Annotated in this window: 18 protein-coding genes and 1 pseudogene; 12 read left to right on the top strand and 7 right to left on the bottom strand. The window is 72.3% G+C overall.

Annotated elements, in window-relative coordinates:
* Nucleotides 1-49: 49 nt before the first annotated feature.
* A complete protein-coding gene (gene sodX, locus AAW13_RS19610) occupies nt 50-502 on the top strand; it encodes a nickel-type superoxide dismutase maturation protease (RefSeq protein ID WP_143145019.1) in 453 nt (150 codons plus the stop codon).
* Here sodX and AAW13_RS19605 read toward each other — a convergent pair.
* Nucleotides 388-1,035: a CGNR zinc finger domain-containing protein gene (locus tag AAW13_RS19605; RefSeq protein ID WP_046731179.1), complete on the bottom strand. Its 648-nt coding sequence runs from the start codon at nt 1,033-1,035 to the stop codon at nt 388-390. The two genes, sodX and AAW13_RS19605, sit on opposite strands and share 115 nt — an antisense overlap.
* 99 nt (nt 1,036-1,134) lie before the next feature.
* On the opposite strand from AAW13_RS19605, the gene AAW13_RS19600 reads away from it, so the two are divergent.
* A complete protein-coding gene (locus AAW13_RS19600; protein ID WP_046731180.1) occupies nt 1,135-1,914 on the top strand; it encodes a class I SAM-dependent methyltransferase in 780 nt (259 codons plus the stop codon).
* Between the two features lie 105 nt (nt 1,915-2,019).
* On the opposite strand, the gene AAW13_RS19595 is transcribed toward AAW13_RS19600, so the two are convergent.
* From AAW13_RS19595 to AAW13_RS19585, 3 genes are read right to left on the bottom strand one after another with little or no spacing between them, the layout of a single operon-like run.
* Entirely contained in the window at nt 2,020-2,820 is an 801-nt protein-coding gene (locus AAW13_RS19595; RefSeq protein ID WP_046731181.1) for an amino acid ABC transporter ATP-binding protein, read from the bottom strand.
* Nucleotides 2,817-3,746 carry an amino acid ABC transporter permease gene (locus AAW13_RS19590; RefSeq protein ID WP_046731182.1) on the bottom strand — a complete coding sequence of 310 codons (930 nt, stop codon included), beginning with the start codon at nt 3,744-3,746 and terminating at the stop codon, nt 2,817-2,819. Before AAW13_RS19590 ends, AAW13_RS19595 begins: the two co-directional genes overlap by 4 nt.
* 51 nt (nt 3,747-3,797) lie before the next feature.
* Nucleotides 3,798-4,766 (bottom strand): ABC transporter substrate-binding protein, encoded by a 969-nt coding sequence (locus AAW13_RS19585; protein ID WP_046731183.1) that lies wholly within the window; start codon nt 4,764-4,766, stop codon nt 3,798-3,800.
* Between the two features lie 584 nt (nt 4,767-5,350).
* Between AAW13_RS19585 and AAW13_RS19580 the strand changes: the two genes are divergently transcribed.
* Entirely contained in the window at nt 5,351-6,574 is a 1,224-nt protein-coding gene (locus tag AAW13_RS19580) for an NAD(P)-dependent malic enzyme (protein ID WP_046731184.1), read from the top strand.
* Nucleotides 6,575-6,864: 290 nt separating this feature from the next.
* Complete coding sequence (locus AAW13_RS19575) at nt 6,865-7,830, top strand: zinc-binding dehydrogenase (RefSeq protein WP_046731185.1); 966 nt, start codon at nt 6,865-6,867, stop codon at nt 7,828-7,830.
* A gap of 87 nt (nt 7,831-7,917) precedes the next feature.
* On the opposite strand, the gene AAW13_RS19570 is transcribed toward AAW13_RS19575, so the two are convergent.
* Complete coding sequence (locus tag AAW13_RS19570) at nt 7,918-9,009, bottom strand: PadR family transcriptional regulator (RefSeq protein ID WP_046731186.1); 1,092 nt, start codon at nt 9,007-9,009, stop codon at nt 7,918-7,920.
* Nucleotide 9,010: 1 nt separating this feature from the next.
* Nucleotides 9,011-10,000 (bottom strand): DUF4097 family beta strand repeat-containing protein, encoded by a 990-nt coding sequence (locus tag AAW13_RS19565; protein ID WP_046731187.1) that lies wholly within the window; start codon nt 9,998-10,000, stop codon nt 9,011-9,013.
* A gap of 211 nt (nt 10,001-10,211) precedes the next feature.
* Between AAW13_RS19565 and AAW13_RS45955 the strand changes: the two genes are divergently transcribed.
* Nucleotides 10,212-10,379 carry a hypothetical protein gene (locus AAW13_RS45955; RefSeq protein WP_167391717.1) on the top strand — a complete coding sequence of 56 codons (168 nt, stop codon included), beginning with the start codon at nt 10,212-10,214 and terminating at the stop codon, nt 10,377-10,379.
* Nucleotides 10,380-10,527: 148 nt separating this feature from the next.
* Here the strand turns inward: AAW13_RS45955 and AAW13_RS19560 are convergent, their stop codons facing one another.
* Nucleotides 10,528-10,707 (bottom strand): DUF6104 family protein, encoded by a 180-nt coding sequence (locus AAW13_RS19560; RefSeq protein ID WP_023586593.1) that lies wholly within the window; start codon nt 10,705-10,707, stop codon nt 10,528-10,530.
* A gap of 302 nt (nt 10,708-11,009) precedes the next feature.
* Between AAW13_RS19560 and AAW13_RS46800 the strand changes: the two genes are divergently transcribed.
* The 7 genes and pseudogenes from AAW13_RS46800 (at nt 11,010) to fxsT (ending at nt 23,972) form a co-directional block, all read left to right on the top strand.
* Nucleotides 11,010-13,289, top strand: a complete 2,280-nt coding sequence (locus AAW13_RS46800) for a VMAP-C domain-containing protein (protein WP_046731188.1) — start codon at nt 11,010-11,012, stop codon at nt 13,287-13,289.
* 132 nt (nt 13,290-13,421) lie between these two features.
* Nucleotides 13,422-14,441, top strand: a complete 1,020-nt coding sequence (locus tag AAW13_RS19550; protein WP_046731189.1) for an AAA family ATPase — start codon at nt 13,422-13,424, stop codon at nt 14,439-14,441.
* Between the two features lie 7 nt (nt 14,442-14,448).
* A complete protein-coding gene (locus AAW13_RS19545; protein WP_046731190.1) occupies nt 14,449-17,865 on the top strand; it encodes an SAV_2336 N-terminal domain-related protein in 3,417 nt (1,138 codons plus the stop codon).
* Nucleotides 17,866-17,894: 29 nt separating this feature from the next.
* Nucleotides 17,895-18,089, top strand: a complete 195-nt coding sequence (gene fxsA, locus AAW13_RS19540) for an FxSxx-COOH cyclophane-containing RiPP peptide (protein ID WP_046731191.1) — start codon at nt 17,895-17,897, stop codon at nt 18,087-18,089.
* Between the two features lie 54 nt (nt 18,090-18,143).
* Nucleotides 18,144-19,310: pseudogene (locus AAW13_RS19535) on the top strand (FxsB family cyclophane-forming radical SAM/SPASM peptide maturase); the annotation flags it as partial.
* A 156-nt stretch (nt 19,311-19,466) separates the two neighbouring features.
* Nucleotides 19,467-20,834, top strand: a complete 1,368-nt coding sequence (locus AAW13_RS19530; RefSeq protein ID WP_338059052.1) for an aKG-HExxH-type peptide beta-hydroxylase — start codon at nt 19,467-19,469, stop codon at nt 20,832-20,834.
* Between the two features lie 108 nt (nt 20,835-20,942).
* Nucleotides 20,943-23,972 carry an FxSxx-COOH system tetratricopeptide repeat protein gene (fxsT, locus tag AAW13_RS19525; RefSeq protein WP_046731192.1) on the top strand — a complete coding sequence of 1,010 codons (3,030 nt, stop codon included), beginning with the start codon at nt 20,943-20,945 and terminating at the stop codon, nt 23,970-23,972.
* Nucleotides 23,973-24,021: the final 49 nt, after the last annotated feature.

The raw sequence follows: 24,021 nt of genomic DNA, 5'->3' as shown, positions 1-24,021 counted from the left end.
CAGGGTCAGACTGAGACTGGTGGAGGAACGGACCGGGGAGGTGCCGGGGATGCCGGAGCTGTCGCAGGAGACCGAGCGGGGGAGGGGCGCCGCGCCCTTCGGGCTGGCCGAGGTGACCGGCCCGTCGATGGTGCCCACGCTGTACCAGGGGGATCAGCTCCTGGTGCGGTACGGGGCCCGGGTGCGGCCCGGTGACGTGGTCGTCCTGCGTCATCCTTTCCAGCAGGACCTGCTGGTCGTCAAGCGCGCCGTGGAGCCGCGCGAGGGCGGCTGGTGGGTGCTCGGGGACAACGCGTACGCGGGCGGGGACAGCACGGACTACGGGACCGTGCCGGAGGAACTGATCCTCGGCCGGGCCCTGTTCCGCTGGCGGCCGCTGCGGGCCGGTCAGCGCTCGCCGCTGGCGGTGGCGCGCTGGGCGCTCTCGGCCGCGAGGCCGGTGCTGCCCGATCGCGCGGGCCGGTCCGGGCGTTCCGCCTCCAGGCGTTTGCGGGCCCGGTAGGCGGCCACGTTGGCGCGGGTCGCGCAGCGGTCCGAGCAGTAGCGCCGGGAGCGGTTGGTGGACGTGTCGAGGTAGGCGTTGCGGCACGGCGCCGCCTCGCACAGGCCGAGGCGGTCGACGCCGTACTCGGTGAGGTGGAAGGCCAGGCCCATCGCCGCGATCGCCGCGTACCCGGCGGTGGCGTTGGAGGGGTGGTCGGCGAGGTGCATGTGCCACAACGGGCGGCCGTCCTCGTCCCGGTGGTCGTGCCCGGAGATCTGCGGGCTGACCGGGAACTCCAGCAGGAGTGAGTTCAGCAGGTCGACCGCGAGGGTCTCCTCGCCCTTGTCGGCCGCCTCGAAGACCGCGCGCAGCCGGCCCCGTACCGAGCGGAAGCGGGTGACGTCGGCGTCGGTGGCGCGCCGGGCGGCCTGCTGGTTGCCGCCGAAGAGGTCGCGGACGGCCTCGACCGAGGTCAGGGCGTCCCTGCCCCGGCCCGGTTCCTCACTGTTGACGAGCCGGACGGCGTAATCCGAGTAATAGGCCAGTTCCACTTGTAGTCCTTACGGGGGCGCTCTATGGTCGGTGTGCGGTCGGGTAACAGCCGGTCGTGCTTCCAGGGTATTACGGGACCGGGATGGTGGAGGGTTGCCATGAGCGACATCAGCGACGTCACGACGGCCGTGGCCGGAGCCGACTGGGGCGCCTGGCAGGAGAGCTGGGACCGGCAGCAGGAGTGGTACATGCCGGACCGCGAGGAACGGTTCCGGATCATGCTCGACATGGTCGAGGCGTTCGTCGGCACGGCGCCCCGCGTCCTCGACCTGGCCTGCGGCACCGGCAGCATCACCGCCCGGCTGCTGGCCCGCTTCCCGGACGCGGTGAGCACCGGGGTCGACCTCGACCCGGCCCTGCTCGCCATCGCCGAGGGCACCTTCGCGGGCGACGACCGGGTCACGTTCGTCACCGCCGACCTCAAGGATCCCGAGTGGCCGGCGCGGCTGCCGTACGACTCGTACGACGCCGTCCTCACCGCCACGGCCCTGCACTGGCTGCACAGCGAACCCCTCGCGGCCCTCTACGGTCAGGTCGCGGGACTCGTCCGCGACGGCGGTGTCTTCATGAACGCGGACCACATGATCGACGACAGCACGCCCCGGATCAACGCGGCGGAACGGGCGCGGCGGCACCGTGACATGGATCAGGCCAAGGCGGCGGGGGCACTGGACTGGGCCGAATGGTGGCAGCTGGCCGCCCAGGACCCGGTGCTCGCCGGGCCGACCGCCCGCCGGTTCGAGATCTACGGCGAGCACGCGGACGGGGACATGCCCTCGGCCCGGTGGCACGCGCGCGTGCTGCGCGAGAAGGGGTTCGGGGAGGCCAGGCCGGTGTGGTGCTCGCCCTCGGACACGCTGCTGCTGGCCCTCAAGTAGCGGCGGCGGCAGAACGGGCGGCAGCGCGAAGGGGCGGTACGGGCATCCCGTACCGCCCCTTCGCGCCGAGGCGCGCGCTACTGGCCGTGCGCTGTGCGCTGTGTGCTACAGCACCTTCGACAGGAACGACTTCGTCCGGTCGTGCTGCGGGTTGGTCAGGACGTCACGCGGATGGCCGGACTCCACCACCACGCCGTCGTCCATGAAGACCAGGCTGTCGCCCACCTCGCGGGCGAACCCCATCTCGTGGGTGACGACGATCATCGTCATGCCGTCCTCGGCCAGGTCCCGCATCACGTCCAGCACCTCGCCGACCAGCTCCGGGTCGAGCGCGGACGTCGGCTCGTCGAACAGCATCAGCTTCGGCTGCATGGCGAGCGCCCGCGCGATCGCGACCCGCTGCTGCTGGCCGCCGGAGAGCTGCGCCGGGTAGTGCCCGGTACGGTCGCCGAGACCGACCCGGTCCAGCAGACGCTGCGCCCGCTCCCGGGCCACGGCCTTGGACTCGCCCTTGACCTGGACCGGCGCCTCCATGACGTTCTCCAGCGCCGTCATGTGGGGGAAGAGGTTGAAGCGCTGGAACACCATGCCGATGTCCCGCCGCTGCGCCGCGACCTCCTTCTCCTTCAGCTCGTAGAGCTTGTCGCCGTGCTGGCGGTAGCCGACCAGCTGGCCGTCGACGTAGAGGCGGCCCGCGCTGATCTTCTCGAGATGGTTGATGCACCGCAGGAACGTGGACTTGCCGGAACCGGACGGGCCGATCAGGCAGAACACCTCACGCGGCAGCACCTCCAGGTCGATGCCCTTGAGGATGTGCGCGAGTCCGAACGACTTGTGCACCCCCTCCGCCTTGACCATCGGGGCGCCGCTGCTCGGCGGGGTGATGTCCTTGACGAGAGAGCTCATCGGGCCACCTCCGGGCGACGGAACGAAGCCCACTGGGACAGGTTCCTGCGCAGGCGCTGCAACGGGGTCGGCGGCAGGCTGCGCGAGGAACCGCGGGCGTAACGGCGCTCGATGTAGTACTGGACGATGCTGAAGATCGTGGTCAGCAGCAGGTACCAGATGGAGGCCACGAAGTACATCTCGACCACCGCCAGCGAGGTGCTGGAGATGTCCGTGGCCCGTTTGATCAGCTCGTTGAACTGGACCACGTACGCCAGTGACGAGGTCTTGAGCATGTTGATGAACTCGTTGCCCGTCGGCGGCACGATGACCCGCATCGCCTGCGGCAGGATCACCCGGCGCAGGGTCTTGCCCTGGGTCATGCCCAGCGCGTGCGAGGCCTCCGTCTGCCCCTCGTCGACCGACTGGATGCCGGCCCGGACGATCTCCGACATGTACGCGGCCTCGTTGAGGCCGAGACCCAGCAGCGCGGCCAGGAACGGCGTCATGACCTGGTTCATCTCGTCCTTGTAGAACCCCAGGTTCAGGATGGGGAAGACGAGCGCGATGTTGTACCAGAGCAGCAGCTGGACCAGGACCGGAGTGCCCCGGAAGAACCAGACGTAGAACCAGGCCACCGTGCTGGTCACCGGGTTCGAGGACATCCGCATGATCGCCAGGATCACGCCGAGGACCAGGCCGAGCGCCATGGCGAGCACCGAGATGTACAGGGTGTGCCAGGCACCCGACAGGATCGTCCCGTCGGTGAGGTAGTCCGGGACGACGCCGTAGTTGATGTTCGCGTTGGAGAACGCGACACCGATCAGCACCAGGACGGCGATGACCACCGCCGCGGCCACCCAGCGGCCGTAGTGGCGTACCGGGATGGCCTTGATCTGCTCCGGCGGCACCGAGGCCGCCGGAGTCTTGTCGACCGTGTCAGTCACAGTGACAGCCCTTCATAGACCTTGTCGGCCCTCAGTCGTGCCCGAGGCCGTTCAGGAGCCGCCGTTGACCTTGCCCTCGGTGACCGCGCCCTGGGTGACGTTCCACTTGGCGAGGATCTTCTGGTAGTCGCCGTTCTTGATGATGGCGTCCACCGCGGCCTGGAGCGCGTCGCGCAGCTGGGTGTTCTCCTTGCTGACCGCGATGCCGTACGGGCCGGCCTCGATCTGGTCGCCGACGACCTCGAAGTCCTTGCCGCCGCCGGAGGTCTTGGCGTTGTAGGCGGCGACCGGGAAGTCGTTCAGGTCGGCGACGGAGGCGCCCTGCTTCAGCCGGAGCAGCGCCTCGGGGTCGGTGTCGAAGGTCTGAAGGGTGATGGCCTTGTTGCCGTCCTTCGTACACTTCGTGCTCTGCGCCTTGGCGATGCCCTCGGACGTGGTGCCCTTCTGGAGGGCCACGACCTTGCCGCACAGGTCGTCCAGCGACTTGATGCCCTTCGGGTTGCCCTTCTGGACCAGGATCGAGGTGCCTGCGGTGAAGTAGTCGACGAAGTCGACGCCGTTGCCGACCTTCTTGCCGGTGTCGGAGTCGATGCCGTTCTGGCGGTCCTTGGTGTCGTTCATCGCCGACATGATCACGTTGAAGCGGTTGGCCTGGAGGCCCACGATCAGCTGGTCGAACTTGCCGTTCTGGAAGTCGAACTTCACGCCCAGCTGCTTGCCCAGCGCCTCCGCGATGTCCGGGTCGACACCGACGGCCTTGCCGTTCTCCATGTACTCGACCGGCGGGTAGGCGATGTCGGAGCCCACCTTGATCACACCGGCCTTGCGGATGTCGGCGGGCAGCTTGCTCGCCAGCGGGGCGGAAGAGGACCCCGCGGAGGACGACGAGCCGCCGTCACTGCCCTTGTCCGTGTGGTCGCCGCAGCCGGTGAGCAGCAGGGTGCCTGCGACCGCGATCGCACCGAACGCTGCGGTCCTGGAGCGCGCGACGGTGGTACGACGGGTGGAGCTTGCGGTCATGGTGGGTTCCTCCGGCGGTGGATTGAACAAGCCGATATACCGATGTGTCTGATATGTCGATATGCCGATGGGTCGACGGAAACACACACCTTCGGGTGTCGCGACCTCGTGGGTTTACGGCATCCTGCCATTGGGATTGCTCCATACAGGTGTGCGACGATGTCAAAATCGGATAACGGGTGAACCCCGAACCGCGTCAGGCTGCACCTCTGCGGCCCCTCGCCCCCGCGCATCTGCGGGAATTCGACGCTCTGACCGGAAGATCTTCGGTTCATCTCCGGTCCATCTCACGCTGTGGTCGGCCGCCGTCTCGCGGCCGTCCGGCCGCTCATCTGTCGACTACCTACGACATCCGTGATGTGACCTTGCACCTATTCGACTCGTCGCGGGTGCCGCCCGTCCGGTAAGAAGGGTCATTACACCCCTCATCCGGGGCTCAGGGCGCGTGTGCGGCGCGCCCGTCGCGCAGGTGCTCGTACGTGCCACCTCGTACGTATCAGTGATCGGGCCCTGCGCGGTGCCCGCCCACCCCCTCACCGGGAGTGGCCGACCCTCAAACCATGCATACCTAAGGGGTAAGACAAGTGGCAGCGGAGATCGTCAATCCTCGCAGCGACAGCACGGCGGACCAGGACGGCGGGGCCGAGCCCCTCGATTCCTTCGATCCGGCGTTCGCGCTGCACCGCGGCGGCAAGATGGCTGTGCAGGCCACCGTGCCGCTCCGTGACAAGGACGACCTTTCCCTCGCGTACACGCCCGGAGTCGCGCGCGTGTGCACCGCGATCGCGGAGCAGCCCGAGCTGGTCAACGACTACACCTGGAAGTCGTCCGTCGTCGCCGTCGTCACCGACGGTACGGCCGTGCTCGGACTCGGGGACATCGGCCCCGAGGCCTCCCTCCCGGTGATGGAGGGCAAGGCGATCCTCTTCAAGCAGTTCGGCGGTGTGGACGCGGTCCCGATCGCCCTCGACTGCACCGGCGTCGACGAGATCGTGGAGACCGTCGTCCGGCTCGCCCCCTCGTTCGGCGGAGTCAACCTGGAGGACATCTCGGCACCGCGGTGCTTCGAGATCGAGCGCCGGCTCCAGGAGCGGCTGGACATCCCGGTCTTCCACGACGACCAGCACGGCACGGCCGTGGTGACGCTGGCGGCGCTGCGGAACGCGGCACGGCTCAGCCGGCGTGAGATCGGGCAGCTGCGGGCGGTGATCTCGGGCGCCGGCGCGGCCGGGGTCGCCATCGCCAAGATGCTGGTCGAGGCCGGTATCGGCGACGTCGCCCTCGCCGACCGCAAGGGCATCATCTCGGCCGACCGCGACGACCTCACCGACGTCAAGCGCCAGGTCGCCGGGTTCACCAACAAGGCCGGGCTCAAGGGCACCCTCGAGGACGCGCTGGCCGGCGCCGACGTCTTCATCGGCGTCTCCGGCGGCACGGTTCCGGAGGAGGCCGTCGCCTCCATGGCGGAGGGCTCCTTCGTCTTCGCCATGGCCAACCCGAACCCCGAGGTGCACCCCGACGTCGCCCACAAGTACGCGGCGGTCGTGGCCACCGGACGGTCGGACTTCCCGAACCAGATCAACAACGTGCTGGCGTTCCCCGGGATCTTCGCCGGGGCCCTCCAGGTGCGGGCCTCCCGGATCACCGAGGGCATGAAGATCGCGGCGGCGGAGGCACTGGCGGCGGTCGTCGGCGACGATCTCGCCGCCGACTACGTCATCCCGTCTCCGTTCGACGAGCGGGTCGCGCCCGCGGTGACCGCGGCGGTCGCGGCTGCCGCGCGCGCCGAGGGCGTCGCCCGGCGGTAGCTTTCGTGGCCCCGTCCGCTTCCGGCGGGCGGGGCCATTTCTTTGCCTGCCCGCCCACCCGTTCGGGTGCGTGGGGGCTCCCGCCCCGGTCGGCCGCACGGGGGTGGTGGCGGTCGCGTGGGCGGGTGCCGGCCGGTGGGGCTGGTCGCGCCCGCGCGGCGGAGCCGCATGCCGGACACAGCCTCGCGCCCCTGCGGGGCGCCTCGTACGCGGGGCGTCCCGCGCAAGAGGGGATGTGTCACAGGAGCCCCCGGTTTCGCCATCGGCTTCCGGAACCTATCGTCGGCCCTATGTTCGCCGTCTACGCCGCCCGAATCGACCGCGACCAGCCGCTCTCCGGACTTGAGTTGGGGGACCGTCCCGCCCCAACGGCCCGGCCCGGCTGGAGCACCGTCGACGTCCGGGCCGCCTCCCTCAACCATCACGACCTCTGGTCCCTGCGCGGTGTCGGTCTCCCGGAGGACCGGCTGCCGATGATCCTCGGCTGCGACGCCGCCGGCGTCGACGAGGACGGCAACGAGGTCGTCCTGCACTCCGTGATCGGGCAGAGCGGTCACGGGGTCGGTCCGCACGAGCCCCGGTCCATCCTCACCGAGCGCTACCAGGGCACCTTCGCCGAGCAGGTGGCCGTGCCCACCTGGAACATCCTGCCCAAGCCCAGGGAGCTCTCCTTCGCGGAGGCCGCCTGTCTGCCGACGGCCTGGCTGACGGCGTACCGGATGCTCTTCACCAACGCGGGTGTCCGCCCCGGTGACGCGGTCCTCGTGCAGGGCGCGGGCGGCGGTGTCGCCACGGCCGCCATCGTGCTCGGCAAGGCCGCCGGGCTGCGGGTCTTCGCCACCAGCCGCGACGAGGCCAAGCGGAAGCGGGCCCTGGAGCTCGGTGCCGTCGAGGCGGTGGAGCCGGGCGCCCGGCTCCCGCGGCGCGTGGACGCCGTCATCGAGACCGTCGGAGCCGCCACCTGGTCCCACTCGGTGAAGTCGCTGCGACCCGGTGGCACCCTCGTCATCTCCGGTGCCACCAGTGGCGACCGCCCCTCGCACGCCGAACTGACCCGGATCTTCTTCCTCGAGCTGAAGGTCGTCGGCTCGACCATGGGCACCAAGGACGAGCTGGAGGACCTGCTCGCCTTCTGCGCCGCCACCGGTGTACGGCCCGTCATCGACGAACTGCTGCCGCTGGACCGCGCCCGCGAGGGCTTCGAACGGCTGGCCTCCGGCGATCAGTTCGGGAAGATCGTCCTCACCAACTCCTGACGCGGCCGGGCAGTGCCGGGGCGGCCCGGACGCCCGGGTGTTCGCGTGCCCGGGTGCTTCGCCGGCGCCGGCGGTGTCCGGTGCCGGTCAGTGCTCGCCGCCGCGCAGCAACGCGCCGATGTGGGCCGCCGCCGTCGACAGGTGGCGGCGGGCGTCACCGAGCTGTTCCGCGGTGACTCCGTGGTCGCGGGCCGCGTCGCGGATGTCGTCGCGGAACCGGTCCAGGAGCCGGTCGAGATCGCGGGCCGGGTCCCCGGTACCGGTCTCGTCGCCGTGCGACCAGGACGGGACGTACTGGGCCGGGAAGTCCTCCGGTGTCCGCGAATACTCCGGTGCCGGTGCCGGCTTGCTCAGGTCCGGGCCGGCGGCCGACGCCGGTTCGGTGCGGCCGCCGAAGCCGAAGTCCTTACCGAAGTCCTTGCTGAACTCCTTGCCGTAGTCCTTCCCGAAGTCACCGAACTCCTTGGCGAGTTCGGTGATGCCCTCGCGGACCCCGGTCGGCCAGTCGCCGCGCGCGAAGTGGTCCTGGACGTGCTCCTGCACCCGGCGGGCGATGCGCTGCATCTCCTCCTGGGCCTGGGCGCGGGCCCGGGCCTGCGCCTCCTGGGCCTGTCGGCGGGCCCGCTGGGCCTCGTCCCGGGCCCGGCGGCTCTCGTCCTTGGCGCGGCGGGCCTGCTCCTTCCACTCCTGCTTGACCCGGCGCATCTCCTCCTTGGCGGCCCGCCACGACTCCTTGTCGCCCAGGTCGCCGTACTCCCCGGCGCGCGAGTCGTCACCGCGGCCGTCACCGCGCCGGGCCTCGGAGGCGGCAGCGCGCACCTCGCGGCGCAGGTCACCGGCCGCGCCGCGCACGTCGGCCCTTATCTCGGCGGCCAGTTCGGCCACCGACTCGCGGATCTCCAGCTCCAGGTCGGCCAACTCGCCGCTGCGGTCGGCGAGTTCTGCCCGGCCCGCGTCCGTGATGGCGTAGACCTTGCGGCCGCCCTCGGTGGTGTGGGTGACCAGGCCCTCGGCCTCCAGCTTGGCGAGGCGGGGGTAGACGGTGCCCGCCGACGGGGCGTAGAGGCCCTGGAAGCGTTCTTCGAGCAGCCGGATCACCTCGTAGCCGTGGCGCGGGGCCTCGTCCAGCAGCTTGAGCAGGTACAGGCGGAGGCGGCCGTGGGCGAAGACGGGAGGCATGTCAGAGCACCTTCTTGTCGGTCGTACCGCCGGTCGTGTCGTCGGCCGTGTCGCGCGTCGGGTCGTGGGCCGTGTCGCCAGTCGTGTGGTGGGCCGTGTCGTCGGACGGCCCTGTCGGTTCTGTGAGGTCCGTGGGGGCGGAGGGCGGTGCGGTCCTCTCCCATGCCGCCCTCTCGTCCTCGTCCTCCCGGGGCGGGCGGCGCAGCAGGGCGATGGAGCCCGAGACCGTGGTGGCGCGGAGCTTGCCGTTGCCCGCGCCGAGCCGGCCGGTGATCTTGTGGGCGCCCCACTGGCCGTGGACCCGCAGTCCGTCGAAGGCGTTGGAGATGGTGCCGCTCGCGGTGTTGGCCTCCACCTCGGCGTCGGCCGGGTGCGGCAGCCGGATGGCGATCTCACCGGAGACGCTGGTCAGCCTGACGTCGGTCGGGCCGTCCGGGTCCAGGTCGATGATCATGGAGCCGCTGACCGAGTCGGCGCGCACGGCGGAGCCCGAGCCCTCGACGACGGTCAGGTCCCCGGAGACGGAGTTGAACCGCAGGTCGCCGGTGACGGCCTGGGCCTCCAGGTTTCCGGAGACCGTGTCCGCGCGGACCTCTCCCGCGAGGCCCACCAGGGTGGTGTCGCCGGTGACGCCCTTCACCACCGAGGTGCCGTTGATCCCCGAGACGACCGCGGCGGCGCCGACCACGCCCACCTCCACGCGGGTCTCCGCCGGGACGGTCAGCGAGACGACCGCGCTGCGCCGCCAGCCCTTGCGGTCGAGCCACTTGAGGAAGCCCTTCCAGGGCAGGTCCTCGTAGGCCACGGTGAGGGTGCCGCCCTGCTGGGTGACGATCAGGGGCGGCCCCTCGATCTCGGAGATCTCCAGGCGGGCGGAACCCTCGTCCGTACCCACGACGTTGACTGTTCCGTTGACGATGCGGACGTGCAGATCGCTGACGGGGGTGTCGAAGGCGAGCTTCCTGGGTTCAGCGACGGACCACTCGGACATGGTGCGGACCTCCCTCGGCCGGGCATGGCGGCTGGACGCGGATGCGCACGCACGGCCTGCGGCTCGCGCCATATCGCGTCTTCCGTGAAACACGATATATCGTGGCCCTCGGAAGTCAAGGTGCTCTTACGGGTGAGTGGTCGGTCGCGGAGTTGACGAGGGTGGGGTGACATGACAGGCAAGGGGAGGACGAACTGCTTAGCCTGTGGGCATGCCGATGGACGTGTCCAAGGTCGCGTGGGGCGAGGTCTGCGTGGGGGTGCCGGCCGTGCTCTGGGGCGCACGGCGGCGCAGTGTGCCGTGGGTCCTGGCGGGGGCGGTGCTGTTGGTGCACGGGGTGCTGGAGCTGTCGTACGAGACGGTGTTCCCGCGGGACTGACCGACGGGACAGCGAGGGAGTGACCGACGGGACAGCGAGGGAGTGACCGACGGGACAGCGCGGGCTTGACCGACGGGACAGCGCGGGCTTGACCGACGGGACAGCGCGGGCTTGACCGACGGGACAGCGGGGGCCGGGCCCCGGCGTCCTACTCCTCGTCCTCGTCGTCCAGCCGGGCCAGCCAGGTCGCCAGGCGCTCGACCGGGACCTCGAAGTCGGGGTTCAGGTCGACGAAGGTGCGGAGCTGTTCCGCGAGCCACTCGAACGTGACCTCTTCCTCGCCGCGCCGCTTCTCCAGTTCCTCGATGCCTCGGTCGGTGAAGTACATGGGGTGCTCTCCTGCTGCGTACACGTGTCGGATGCCCGGTGATGGGTGCCTACCAGCCTAGGCGGAGGACGAAGGCCTTCCGCCGGTGATGGGTAGGGCCCGCCCCGCGGGGGAAGGACTCCTTTCCCGTGGGTGGAGCCGGACGGAAGGGCGATGTCTTCCCGTGCGGCACACGCGGGGAAGGGGGGCGGGGAGGGTATGGGACAGGACACCGCGCGCAGCGGGCCGGTTTCGGAGGCCGGACAGGTGCCCGGACCGCTCGCGGACGCGTCCGGCGGTGCTCCGGTGCCCGGGCGGCCGCTGTGACGGGCCGGCCCGGCGAGGGCGCGTCCGTCGGCCGGGATGCGGTCCTCTTGGCGCTGCGTGAACTCGTGACGGCCGCCACCGTCCGCATCCACCGCACGCGTCCCGGGCATTCCCCGCAGGAGCCGGGGGACTTCCTCGGCAGTGGCTTCTTCGTCGCGCCGAACTGGGTACTGACCTGTGCCCACGTCATCGACGGCGGGGCAGGGGGTGAGGTGGCGGTGATCTGCCGGCCCGGTGGCCGCGAGGAGCCGTACGCCGTGCCCGGCGAGGTCGCGGCCACCCTTCCGGAGCACGTCGACGGCCCCGGCCAGGGCGCCTGGCCCGCCCCCGACCTGGCGCTCGTCAGGCTGCGCGAGCCGGTGGACCACGAGTGCCTGTACCTGTCCGAGCGTCCGGCGCCGCACTACAGCGAGGGGCGGGTGTTCTACGCCGGCTGGACCCTCTTCCGGGGACGGCCACAGCCACAGGACGGCTTCCTGGCCGTGCCCGGCGGCGTCGGCGGCTGGTCCGGCGGCGTCCAGCTGCGCCTCGGCGAACACGGCCTCCCGCCCGGTCTCTCCGGCGGGCCCGTGATCGACCCGGTGCGCGGCGAGGTCGTCGGTGTGCTGAGCTCACGCGTCGACCACGGGGCGGGCGCCATGTGGATCGGGATCGAGCGGCTGCGCACCCTGCCGGTGCCGCCGAGCGCCCGGCCACCCGATCCGTACCGGCAGGACCCGTACCGGCAGGACCCGTACCGGCAGGACTCGCACTGGCAGGACTCGCACTGGCAGGACTCGCACTGGCAGGACTCGCACTGGCAGGACTCGCACTGGCAGGACCCGTACCGCCAGGACCCGTACCGGCAGGACCCGTACCAGAGCGATCTCTACCAGGTTGTCTGCCACGCCCACGACCGGTACCACCGGGACCGCCGACAGCCCTCCGACTCCGGGCGCCCCACCTGGACCGACCTCCAGACCGAACTCGGTGCCCGCCCGGGACGGGCCCTGAGTCCGGACGAGCGGGTCGAGCTGCTCGGCAGGCTCGCCGACCTGCCGCCCCCGGAAAGCACCCGCGGTCTGCTCGACATCCTGGCCTCGCTGACGGACTTCCGGCCGTCTGCGATGTCGCCCGCGCCGCGCGGCTGGCGCGACGGCCTCGGCGCGCTCTACGAGAACGCGCGGTTCGACGGCGTGCTCCCGCTCGTCGTCGACTACGCGATGCGGGTCATGACCGCCGAGCGGCCGGCGACACCCTTCGTGCTCGACGCCGAACAAGCCCTGTGGGAGTGGATCAAACAGGTCTCGACCCGCCTGGGCAGCGGTCCGCGCAGCGACCTCGCCCACAGACGCGCCCAGCACCTCGGCGGGCGGCTGCACGAGCGGAGCGTGGGCGGCGGCGCCCGGTTCCTGACCGGGGACACGGCGCGGGAGCCGCTCGCTCGATCCCACCGCCACTCCGTGCTGCTCGAGGTCGAACGACGGGCCTGGCAACCCGACCAGTGCGACTGGTCGGTGGCGGTGATGCGGCCGGACGGCGACGTGACCCGGCTGGACGAAGGCCAGGGGGCCGGCCTCGACGGTCTCCCCGGCGGTCTCGCAGGGCCGCTCGCCGAGGCGTTCCGGCACTGCGACGAACCCGGGCAGCCCGCCGCGCTGTACGCGGCCCTGCCGCACCGGATGCTCGACCTTCCGGTGGACGAGTGGCGGCTGCGGCCCGACGGCCGGCCGCTGGGCGTCGAACGGCCGGTCCTGGTCCGCTGCTCGGACCGCGACCAGCTGCCCGGGGAGGACAGCTGGTACGGCGACGAGCTCTCCGGCGACGACCTGGAGGCCGAGCGCCGTGACCGCTGGCGCCGGGTGCACGTCGCGGTCGTCCGGACCCGGGCCGAAGTGCTGGACTGCGACGACTCGGTGCGCCGGCCCGTGCCGGGGGTGTCGGAGCTGCGCGGCCTCCCGCCCGGGGTCATCCCGGTGCTCTGCCGCGAGGGCGACCGGCGCTACGAGGACGACGACACCGCACTCGGCCGGATCGTCCGGGCCGGGTTCGGGGTGGTGCTGTGGCGCCGGGGGGGACGGCACACCGGATCCGTGTGCGGGGAGTTCCACCGGGGCGCGAGGCTGATCGTGGACGAGGCGGCAGGCGCCGGGGAGCTGCCCGCAGTGGTGCACGGTCTGCGCAACGGGCTGCGCGAGGGACGTACGGAGTCCTTCTGGGCCCACGGCATCGCCCTGCTGTACGACGATCCGCAGCAACCCCTGCCCGGGACCGACGACTTGCTGGAGGCGCCGTGAAACCCGGCGCCGGCGTGAGGCCCTTACCGGGGCTCGTGAGGCCCTTACCGGGGCTACCGAAGGTCGATAACGTGAAGCAGCTTCGACGGCTGTCCTGGGGACGGGACGGACGAGGGACGACGAGGGCCGGACATGACCGAATCCAGTGAGTGGCTCATCTACCGTGGTGCCGGGGAACCCCACGACGGCATGAGCCGACTGCCCCCACCGCCTCCCTGGCGGGACTTCTCGGGCCGGGACGGGGCGGACGGCGACGGCTCCCAGGACCGCAGGCTCGGCGGGTACCGGTACCTGGCCGAGCTGCACCGGCCCGGCGCCGAGGAGCTGGAGATGATCAACGCGGCGCTCTACCTGCGCCGCCCGCTCCTGGTCACCGGCAGCCCCGGCGCGGGCAAGAGCACCCTCGCGCACTCGGTGGCGTACGAACTGGGCCTGGGCGAGGTGCTGCGCTGGTCCATCGTCAGCCGCTCCACGCTCCAGGACGGCCTGTACCACTACGACGCGATCGGCCGCCTCCAGGACGTCCAGATCGCCTCACAGGGCGGGTACGGCGCGGCCGGCGGCGGCCCGAATGCCATGGAGGCGATCGGCAGCTACATCCGGCTCGGCCCGCTCGGCACCGCCCTGCTGCCCTCCGCCACCCCGCGCGTGCTGCTGATCGACGAACTGGACAAGAGCGACATCGACCTGCCCAACGACCTCCTGAACGTGCTGGAGGAGGGCGAGTTCGAGATTCCCGAGTTGCAGCGGATCGCGGACCGGCTGCCGGACGGCGAGGCCGAGGTGCTCACCGACGACGGCACCAAGGTCCGGGTCCGCGACGGCCGGGTGCGCTGCCGCGCCTTCCCGTTCGTCGTCCTCACGAGCAACGGCGAGCGCGACTTCCCGGCCCCGCTGATGCGCCGCTGCATCCACCTCGAGCTGGGCCGCCCCGATCACGAGCGCCTCGCCACCTTCGTCCGTGCCCACCTCGGCGACGAGGCGGCCCGCGCGGGCGACGACCTGATCGTCCGGTTCCTGGAGCGCTCCCGCAGCGAACTCCTCGCCACCGACCAGCTGCTCAACGCCATCTACCTCACCGACGCGGCCGCCCCGCCCAGTCGTGACCGGCTCGCCGAACTGCTCATCCAACGTCTCGACCGTCCGAGGTGAGCCGCTGATGCCGGAGGCGACATCGCGACACGGTCCCGTTCCACCGGAACCGGACCCGCGCGGCACCGAGGGCGCTCCGCTGGCCCGACTGGTCCGCCTGATGCGCGAAAGCGGGCTCGACCCCGACCCGGAAGGGCTGTGCGACGTCCTCTGGCTGGCCCAGTACGCACATCCCACGGCCGGGGCGGTCACGGACGGTCCGCAGGGCCCGGGTTCCGCCGCGCGCCCCGGCCCGTCGGAGGCGAGCGCCGAGGCGGCCGTCCCGCCGGCGGGGGACCCCCGGGGTGCCGCCGTACGGCATCCGGAACCCGCGGCGGACGCCGGCCGCCCGTCCGCGGTGCCCCACGACGTCACCGGAGCCGACCGCAGGCTGTTCCTCCACCCCATGCCGCAGCAGCACGGCGCGGGGCGCGGCCGGGCCGCCGGGCGGCTCGCCGGAGTACCGTTCTCGGTGCCCGCCGCCTCCGCCCTGCCCGCACTTCTCGAACTCCAGCGCGCGCTGCGGCCGTTGCAGGCCTACCGCGGTGCCGCGCCGCCGCTGCGCGTCGAGCTGGACGAGACGGCGACCGCCGAGCAGAGTGCCCGGGCGGGCGGCCTGATCATGCCCGTGTACCGCGCGGTGACCCGGGGCGACGCCCAGCTGCAACTGATCCTGGAGGCCTCCACCTCGATGCGGGTCTGGGACCGGATGTTCGACGAACTGGTCCAGGTGTTCAGTCAGTTGGGAGCCTTCGGAGACATCCAGGTGAGCCATCTGCACACCGGACCCGACGGCACGGTGGCGGTCAGCCGCAGCGCGGACGTCCACGCGGCCCCACTGCATCCCGCCGACCGCCTCAGTGACCCGACCGGACGCCGGATCACCGTCCTGGTCAGCGACTGCGTCGGGCCGCTGTGGCACAGCGGCCGCGCCCACCGGCTGCTCCACCGGCTGTCCCGGCAAGGCCCGGTCGCCGTGCTCCAGCCGCTGCCGCAGCGGATGTGGCACCGCACCCGGCTGCCGGTGACGCACGGAGAGCTCAGCCGGGGTGACACGCTCGGCGGGGCCGGCGTGCTACGGGTGCGCACCGCGTCGGGCACCGCCTCGGGCGGAACGCGGGGCGCCGTACCGGTACCGGTGCTGCCGCCGGAGCCGGTGGCGCTCGGGGCGTGGGCGAGGCTGCTGTCCGGGATCGGCGGACCGGTTCCGGGGGCGGTGGGCTGGGTGCGCCCGGACCAGCCGGCCGCACCGGCGTCCCGCCCTGCGCGCGCCGTGTCCCCGGCCGAGCGGTTCCGCGGGTTCCGGTCCACCGCCTCGCCGGGCGCCGTCCGGCTCGCCGTCTACCTGGCGGCCGCCCCGCTCTGGCTGCCGGTGATGCAGCTGGTGCAGCGGACGATGCTGCCCGACTCCGGCCCCTCCGAACTAGCCGAGGTGCTGCTCAGCGGCCTGGTCACCCGTGCCCGCGAGGACCACGGCGACCTGGGCGCGGACGGCTCCCCGTGGTACGAGATGAAGCCCGAGGTCCAGGAGATCCTGCTCGCCCCGCTCGGCCGCGACGAGGCAGTCCTCGTCCTCAAACGCTGCTCGGAGTACATCGAGCAGCGCTTCCGCAGGAGCGGCCCCAACTTCCCGGCTCTCGCCCTCCTCCAGCTCGGTGGCGCCGGGCTGCCGCACACCCCGGTGGGCACCGGCCGGCCGGCCCAGGCGGACCACGACGGGGACGCGACCCGGGTACCGCAGCCCTTCGCCGAGGTCGCCGCCCGGGTCCTCGAACACTTCATGCCGCTGCCCGAACAGTTCCGGCCCTACGGCCGTGACACCGCCGTACGCTCCGGTGAGCGCGCCCCCCACCGGGCCGTCGGCAGGGCCCGCGACCTGCGCACCCGGTTCCATGCCGAGGGCATGGTGCAGGACCTCATCGACGCCGTGCGGCTGCTGCGCGGGGCGACCGCGGACGAGGAACCACTGGGCTCGGAACAACCCGAGCTGTGGGCGGAGTACGCGACCTGCGTCCTGCGGCTGTGGGAGGTGCAGGGCGGCGGCGATCTGCTGCGCGAGGCCGAGCGGGCGGCGGAACGGGCCGTGGCCCACCCGTACGCGCGGCGCGAACGGGCCGTCCTGGCCCGGGTGCTGCGGGCCGCCGCCACCGACCGCAGACGGCGCGGCGAACGGACGGCCGCCCTCGACCTGCTGCGCCGCGCCGACCGGGAGTACGCGGTGGCCTGCGGCGCCCCCGAACTCGACGAACGGGAGGCGTTGGAGCTCGCGCTGGAGCGGGCCGGTGCGCTGGAGGAGCAGTGGCGGCTCGGCGGCGACAGCGCGCTGCTCCAGGGCGCGGTCGGCATGCTGGAGGCGTTCGCCGACGGCCGGCCGGACCAGCGGCACCGTCCACCCGGACTGGCGCTGGCCCACGGCCGCCTCCTGCTGCGCCTCTCCGGCGCGACGGCCGACCCCGAACTCGCCCGCGGCTACGCGGCACAGAGCGCGCGGTCGCTGCGTACCGCCGTGGCCGGCCACCGGGACCCCGACGGCGGCCCCGGGACCGAGTCCTCCCCGGAGCGCGCCGGGGCCCTGCTGGACCTCGTCGACGCCCTGCTCGGCTCGGACGGTGACCTGGAGGAGGCCCAGCAGTGCGTCGAAAGGGGTCTGGCCCTGGTCCCCGGCAAGCAGAGCACGCGCGCGCGTCTGCTGGTGCGGGCGGGGCGCATCAGGACGGCTCGGTACGCGCGGTCCGGGGAGCCGCGGGAACTGGGTGCGGCGGCGGCCCGGTTCAAGCAGGCGGCGGAGTCGACGCCCCGGGACGCGCCGGAGCACGCGGACGTCCTCGCGGAATGGGGCGAGGTCCTGCTCCGGCAGGCGGCCCCGCCGACCGGTTCCCACGTCCTCGAACCGTTGGCCGAGGCGATCCGGGTGCTGCGGGTCTGCCGCGCGGAGACGCCGGCGGGCAGCCGCCGACTCGCCCCTCGGCTCTTCCTGCTAGGGCGTGGGCTGATGCTCCGCTACCGCGCCCTGGGCGAACGCGTCGACCTGCGGGAGGCCGAGTACATCTTCGGACTGGCGGCGCCGGACTTCGACGACCCGCTGCTGTCGGCCCGCTGCCTGATCGAACTGGGGCACGTCCAGTACGAGGCGCACCGGAGCCCGGATCGGCCCACCCGTCTGGACGCCGCCGTCGACTCGTTCCGGGCCGCCGCGGAGGCGGCCGCGGACGCCGAGGCGTACAGCGACTCGGCCCGGGCGCGCTCGGAAGCGGTGCAACTCGGTGCACAGGCGCACCACTGGCGTGGTATGTCCTACGATGCGGCGCATCGCCCGCAGGCCGCGCGCGAGGCCTATCGGCTCGCCCGTACGCTCTGGTCTAGGTTGCCCGCGGGGTGGGCGGTCACGGGTGAGCCCACTGCGCAGCACACGGCGCAGCGACTGGCGGAGCTGGATCGGGACTGAGCAGCAGCATGATGCGAGAGGAACCTGGGGTGGACGCAAGGGACCGGGCGTTGCCGGAGGCCGGGGCGGCGGAGCCGCTGCCGGACCTGCCGGACCTGCTCGAACTGGACCTGGGGGAACTGAAAGAGGTGGACCATCCCGTCTTGCGTCAGGTGCTCGCGGAGCTGACGGAACGGGCGGCCCGGCCGACCGAGATGCTGTGGGGATTCAACAACTCGTTCTAGGCGGCGGCGCGACGGCCCCGCCGAACCGGGCCGTGGAAGCGGGGGGTGACCGACGTGTCCGAAGAGGCTGCGGCCGGATCCGGGAGCGGACGAGGGGGCGCCGGGCCCTCCCCGTTCCGTCAGTTCATCGTCAAAGTGCACGGCCGCTGCAATCTGGCCTGCCGCTACTGCTACCTGTACGAGGGCCCCGACCACACCTGGCGCGGACGTCCCGCGGCGGCACCGGACGCGGTGCTCGACCGCACGGCGGACCGGATCGCCGAGCACGCGCGAAGCCATGGGCTGACAGCCGTCTCGCTCGTCCTGCACGGCGGTGAACCCCTGCTGGCGGGCGCCGGCACGCTGGCCCGCTTCACCGGACTCGTCCGCGAGCGCGTCCCCGTCGGCTGTACGGTCCACGCCACCGTGCAGACCAACGCCACCCTCCTCACCGAGGAACGGATGACCACGCTGGCCCGGCACGGCATCCGGGTCGGCATCAGCCTGGACGGCGGGCTCGCCGCGCACAACGCCCGCCGCGTCGACCACGCGGGACGCCCCTCCTGGCCGGCCGCCTCGCGCGGGGCCCGGCTGGTCGCCGACCGCTTCCCGGACGCGTACGCCGGAATCCTCACGGTCGTCGACCCCACCCTCGATCCGGTGGAGACCTACGAGTCCCTGCTCGCCCTGCGACCGCCCGCCCTCGACCTGCTGCTGCCGCACGGCAACTGGTCCGCGCCGCCGCCGCGCCTGGAGGCCACCCGCTACGGCGACTGGCTCTGCGCGGTCTTCGACCGCTGGTGGCGCTCCGGCCGCCGCGAAGTACGGGTACGGCTGTTCGAGGAGTGCATCGCGCTGCTGCTGGGCCTGCCCGCCGCCACCGAGTCGCTGGGACTCGCCCCGTTCGACGCGGTCGTCGTGGAGACCGACGGGTCCATCGAACAGGTCGACTCGCTGAAGTCCGCCTACGAGGGCGCCGCCGAGACCGGCCTGGACGTGTTCCGGCACGGCTTCGACGACGCGTTGCGGCACCCCGGGGTGGCCGCCCGGCAGGCCGGCGTGGCGGCGCTCTCGGCCCAGTGCCGCGCCTGTCCCCTGCTCGACGTCTGCGGCGGCGGCCACTACGCCCACCGCTACCGGGCCGGGCAGGGCTTCACGAACCCCTCCGTGTACTGCGCCGACCTGCAACGCTTCATCCGGCACGTGCACAGGAGACTCACCGGGGCCGCCACGACGGCCCCCGTCCCCGCCCCGGTGGTGTCCACGTCCGAGGAGAGGCCCCCGCCCGTGCTGTTCCCTTCACTTCCGGACCGGTCCCTGGAGGCACTGGGCCGCACCGAAGGCGATCCGGAGACCCTGGCGCTGCTGGTGCGCGACCAGGACACCCGGCGCCTGCTCATGCTGCGCGCCCTGCTCGACGCGGCCGAGGGCGCGGACACGGCGGTGCTCCCGGCCGGCGCCCGTGCCCGGCTGCGGGAGGACTGGCAGCTGCTGGAGACGGCCGACCGGGTGCTCCCCGCCGGGGACCGGGGGAACCCGTCACCGCCCTACGCGACGACCCCCGCGCGTGCCCGTCTCCTCGACCCCCTGGTCGGCCTCTGGGTCCGCCACTGCCTGAGCGGTCTGGGACCGGAGGCCGGACCGCCCACCGAGCGGCGCGTCCGCGAACTCGGACACGATCTCGGCCACCTCGGGACGCTCGCCGCCGCGGCCGCCGCCCGCGCCGGGATCTCCTTCACCGTACGGCTGACCGCCCGGGACGGCGTGCTCGTGCTGCCGTCGCTCGGGTCACTGCGCACGGCCGGACCGGGGGAGGTCCCGGTCGACGTCGACTGCGCGGACGGACGGTTGACGCTGCGTCAAACCGGCGCCGCGGCTGTCGTGGTCCAGATGGAGGACGGCATCGGCGCCTGGTCCGCGGCGCCCGGCTGGACTCCCGCGTACGCCCTGCCCGGTCTGCTGCCCGACGGCCCGCCGCTGCCGCTGGACGACCTGGATCCGTACCGCACCGTGCGCGGCGACCCGCGGCACCACGAACTGAGCGGCCCGACGGCGCTCGACGAGACGGCCCGCAAACGCTGGCTGGAGGCCTGGTCGGGGACCGCCGACATGCTGCGTCTGGGCGGCGAACACCGGGTGACCGAAGCCGTCGTCCTGCTGCGCTGCCTGGTGCCGCTCGCCGAACCGCCCCGGCCCGACCCGGACACCACGGACACGGGAGGGACCGGCAGTTGCAGCGGAACGCGTCGCGAGGCCTTCGGCGCGCTGTTCAGCAGCGCACCGCCCACCCCGGCGACGTTCGCCGCGACGATCGTGCACGAACTCCAGCACACGAAGCTCTGCGTGCTCAGCGACATGCTGGACCTGCACCACGCCGGGCCGCAGCGGCGTCACTTCGCGCCCTGGCGCCCGGACCCACGACCGTACGACGGTCTGTTGCAGGGCGTGTACTCGCATCTCGCGCTGGCCGACTTCTTCCAGCGCTGCGCCCTCCGGGCCGAGCACCCCGGGCACCGTGAGACCGCCTGGTCCGAGCACGCCCGCTACCGCGCCCAGGTGGCGGCGGCGCTGCCCGCACTGGTGGGGTCGCCCGAACTCACCGCGCCCGGACGGAGGTTCGTGGACCAGTTGGTCGCCACCCATGAGCGTCTGGCCGAGTTCCCCGCGCCCAGGGGCCACACGGCGCGGGCGGAGGCGTCCGTGAACGAGGCGCGCGACCTGTGGACCCGGCGGCACGGCCCCGCGGTCCGGTACCCGCAGGAGTGACGAAGTGCCGTCCGCCGGCCGTCTCCGCGTCGGTCACCTACCGGAGAACTGCGCGGAGGCCCTACGATTTCTGGCGATCCAGGGGAGGCTGCTGCATGTTCGAAGCCCATGGCCACGCGTGCCGGCCGTGACAGGTCTGGAACTCCGGTGCCGGCCGGGCCGGCCGAGAGGGGGGTCGTGAGGCAGACGATCACGATCAGCTTCGCCCCGTTCAACCGGGCCTGGGCGATGTGGATCGGGGACAGGCTGGAGCGGCTGGGTGTCCGGGTCGTCTACATGCGCTGGGACGCCCCGCCGGAGGAGACCCTGGTGGACCTCCTGCGCGGCCTCGCGCTCGCCCCGGGGCGGGTGCTCGTCCTGGTGAGCGAGCACTACTTCCAGCTCGGTTCCCGCACCTTCGCGGAGTGGAACGCGGCACTGCGCGAGGTCGTCGCGCCGGAGCACGCCAGGTTCGCCGCCGTTTCCGTCACCAGCGCTCCCGCCCCCACCGCCGTCGCCGTACTGGCACCGGTCGACCTGACCAACATGGGCGCCGACGAGGCGGAACGGCGGCTGCTGGACCGCCTGGACCTGTCGGCCGACGGCCGCCCGCCGGACGAGGGCCGTCGCGGACCCCGTTTCCCCGCCGAGATGCCCGAGGTATGGGGCGGTGTGCCGCGCCGCAACACCCGCTTCACGGGCCGCGAGCCGCTGCTGAACGACGCGTACCACCTGTTGCAGAGCAGCGAGCCGGGAGCCGGGGTCGTCACGCTGTACGGCATGTCCGGGGTGGGCAAGACCCAGCTGGCCGCCGAGTACGTCTACCGCTTCGGTTCCGAGTACGACGTGGTCTGGTGGGTCAATGCGGAGAGCAGGGTCTCCTTCCGCCGTCTGCTGGCCGAACTCGCCCCGAAACTCGGCCTGCCCACGGGCGACGAGTACGGTGAGCGGCTTCGCGCGGTCCGTGACTCGCTGCGCCGGGGCACCCCGCTCTCCCGCTGGCTGCTGATCCTGGACGGCGCGGACGAGCCGGAGCAGATCTGGGACCTGGTCCCGACCGGACCGGGGCATGTGATCATCACCTCCCGCAACCCGGAATGGGCCGAGCACAACAGCCGGCTGCTCGAAGTGCACGTCTACGACCGGGATGAGTCGGTCGCCTTCATCCGGCGCCGCGCGCCCCGGCTGACGGAGGAGGAGGCCGACCGGCTCGCCGAGGCCCTGGAGGACCTGCCCCTGCTGCTCGACCAGACGGCCGGCTGGCTGAACGACTCGGACCTGACCGTCGAGGACTACATCGCGCTCCTGGAGGGCGGCGTCGACCTCGACGTGGTCCGGGTGTCCGCCGACTTCCCCCTGGCCTTCCAGACCGCCTGGTCGATCCTGCTGAACAAGCTGCGGGAGACGGTCCCGGAATCCGTCGACCTGCTGCGCCTGTGCACGTTCTTCGCGCCGGGCTTCATCCCCGTGCGCCTGCTGCGCGACATGTCCCACGACGACCTGCCGGAACAGCTGACCGGGCTGCTGGACGATCCGCTCCTGTGGAACAGGGCGATCAACCAGCTGCGCCAGTACTCCGTGGTCCGTCTGGAGTCCCACGAGGTCGGTACGGACGCGGGGCCGTCGGCCGGGGAGTCGGCGTACCTGCACCGGATGGTGCACCAGGTCGTCAGCAGGGACATGCCGGAGGAGGACCGGCGGGAGTTCGTCGACGTGGTGCGGCGGGCGCTGGCCGAGGCGGACCCCGGCCGTCCGACCGACACCCGCAACTGGGAGGCGTACGCGGAGATCGTGCCGCACCTGAAGTACGCGGATGTCATCAACAGCACCGACCGCAGGGTCCAGAGCCTCGTCCTCAACTGCCTGTTCTACATGTACTACGCGGGCGAGTACACGGCCGGCTGGAAGCTGGCCAGGCGGACCGTCGAGGTCTGGCGGGAGCTGCTGGGCGAGTCGCACCAACGCGTCTGGGAGGCCACCAACGTATACGCCAACCTGCTGCGGGCGTCGGGCCAGTTCGAGGAGACCGAGAAACTCGACCGGCACGCGATGGAACACCTGTTCCGCGAGCGCGGGGACCGGGACCTGGACGCCCTGCGCGCGGCCAACGGGCTGGGCGCCGACCTGTGGAGCCTCGCCAGGTACGACGAGGCCCTGGAGCTGTACCAGTGGCTGCACCCCGCCTACCGCGAACTCCTCGGCGACCAGGACTCCCGTACGCTCAACGCCCTGAACAACCTGGGTTTCGCCCTGCGACTCGTGGGCCGGTACCAGGAAGCCCTGGAGATCGACCGGCAGACACTGGAGCAACGCCGGCTGGTGCTGAGGGGCCGGCACCTCTGGACGCTGTTCTCCGAGGTGTCGTACTCGATCGGTCTCCGGCTGCTGGGCCGCTACACGGAGGCCGAGTCCATCCAGACCAGGAACGTGCGCGACTACCGGCTCGTCGTGGGCGAGAACCACCAGAACACCCTGCGCGCCGAGCACAACCTGGCCCTCTGCAAGCTGCGCGGCGGAGACCGCGCGGCGGCCGGAACGATGCTCGCGAAGGTGGTGGAAGGCTTCGAACGCAAACTCGGCGTCTGGCATCTCCTCACCCTCGCCGCCGCCGTCAGCCACAGCTGCTTCCACCGTGAGCACGGCGACATCGACCTGGCCCGTGAGACCGGCGACTCCGTCCTGGAGCGCTACCTGCGCCTGCTGCCGGAGGGACACCCGTTCATCATCGGCGCCCGGGCCAACCAGGCCCTGGTGCTGCGCAGCGTGGGAGAGCGCGAGAACGCGCATGCGCTGATCGAGCAGGCCCTCGCCGACATGGCAGGCGCCGTCGGTGAGAACCACCCCTACACGCTCGGCTGTGCCATCAACGCCTCGGCGATGCGCAACCTCGTCGGTGACATGGAGTCCGCGGCGGAACTGAGCAGGACCACGATCGTCCGGGCCACCGAGACCCTGGGCCGCGCCCACCCCCTCACCCTGTCCGCGCGTGTCGCCCACGCGTCCGACCTGCGTGGGCTGCGCTCGGGCCCGCAGGCCGAGAAGGTCGAGCGGGAGGCCCTCGCCGACCTGGAGGCCACCCTGGGCAGGCAGCACATCCACACCATCTCGGCGCGTGCCCGCAACCGCCCCTACTGGGACTTCGAACCCCAGGCCAGCTGATCTCCGTGCCACGCCGAAGGGCCCGGCCCCCGTGACGGGGACCGGGCCC

Origin of the sequence: Streptomyces humi, from assembly GCF_001005085.2 — a bacterium.
Lineage (GTDB): Bacteria > Actinomycetota > Actinomycetes > Streptomycetales > Streptomycetaceae > Streptomyces > Streptomyces humi.
This window is presented reverse-complemented; position numbering and strand designations above follow the sequence as displayed.